Source organism: Streptomyces lincolnensis (genome assembly GCF_021173675.1).
Taxonomy (GTDB): domain Bacteria; phylum Actinomycetota; class Actinomycetes; order Streptomycetales; family Streptomycetaceae; genus Streptomyces; species Streptomyces lincolnensis_B.
In genome coordinates, this window is record NZ_JAIHON010000076.1 from 1 (window position 1) to 255 (window position 255).

Consider the following 255-nt stretch of genomic DNA (forward strand, 5'->3'; position numbering starts at 1 on the left):
AGGAGATCGTCGACGACGGCGACTACCTGGAGGTCCACGAGCGCTGGGCCCGCAACATCATCTGCGCGCTGGCCCGCCTGGACGGCCAGGTCGTCGGCATCGTGGCGAACCAGCCGTCGACGCTGGCCGGCGTCCTGGACATCGAGGCCTCCGAAAAAGCTGCGCGTTTCGTCCAGATGTGTGACGCTTTTAACATCCCGATCGTCACTTTCCTGGACGTCCCCGGGTTCCTCCCGGGCGTCGACCAGGAGCACG

The 255-nt window shown here is 65.9% G+C and carries 1 protein-coding gene; it reads left to right on the forward strand.

Annotated features, from left to right (window positions below):
• On the forward strand, nt 1-255 hold a 255-nt coding region (locus tag K4B79_RS48935), incomplete at both ends, for a carboxyl transferase domain-containing protein (protein WP_308280649.1).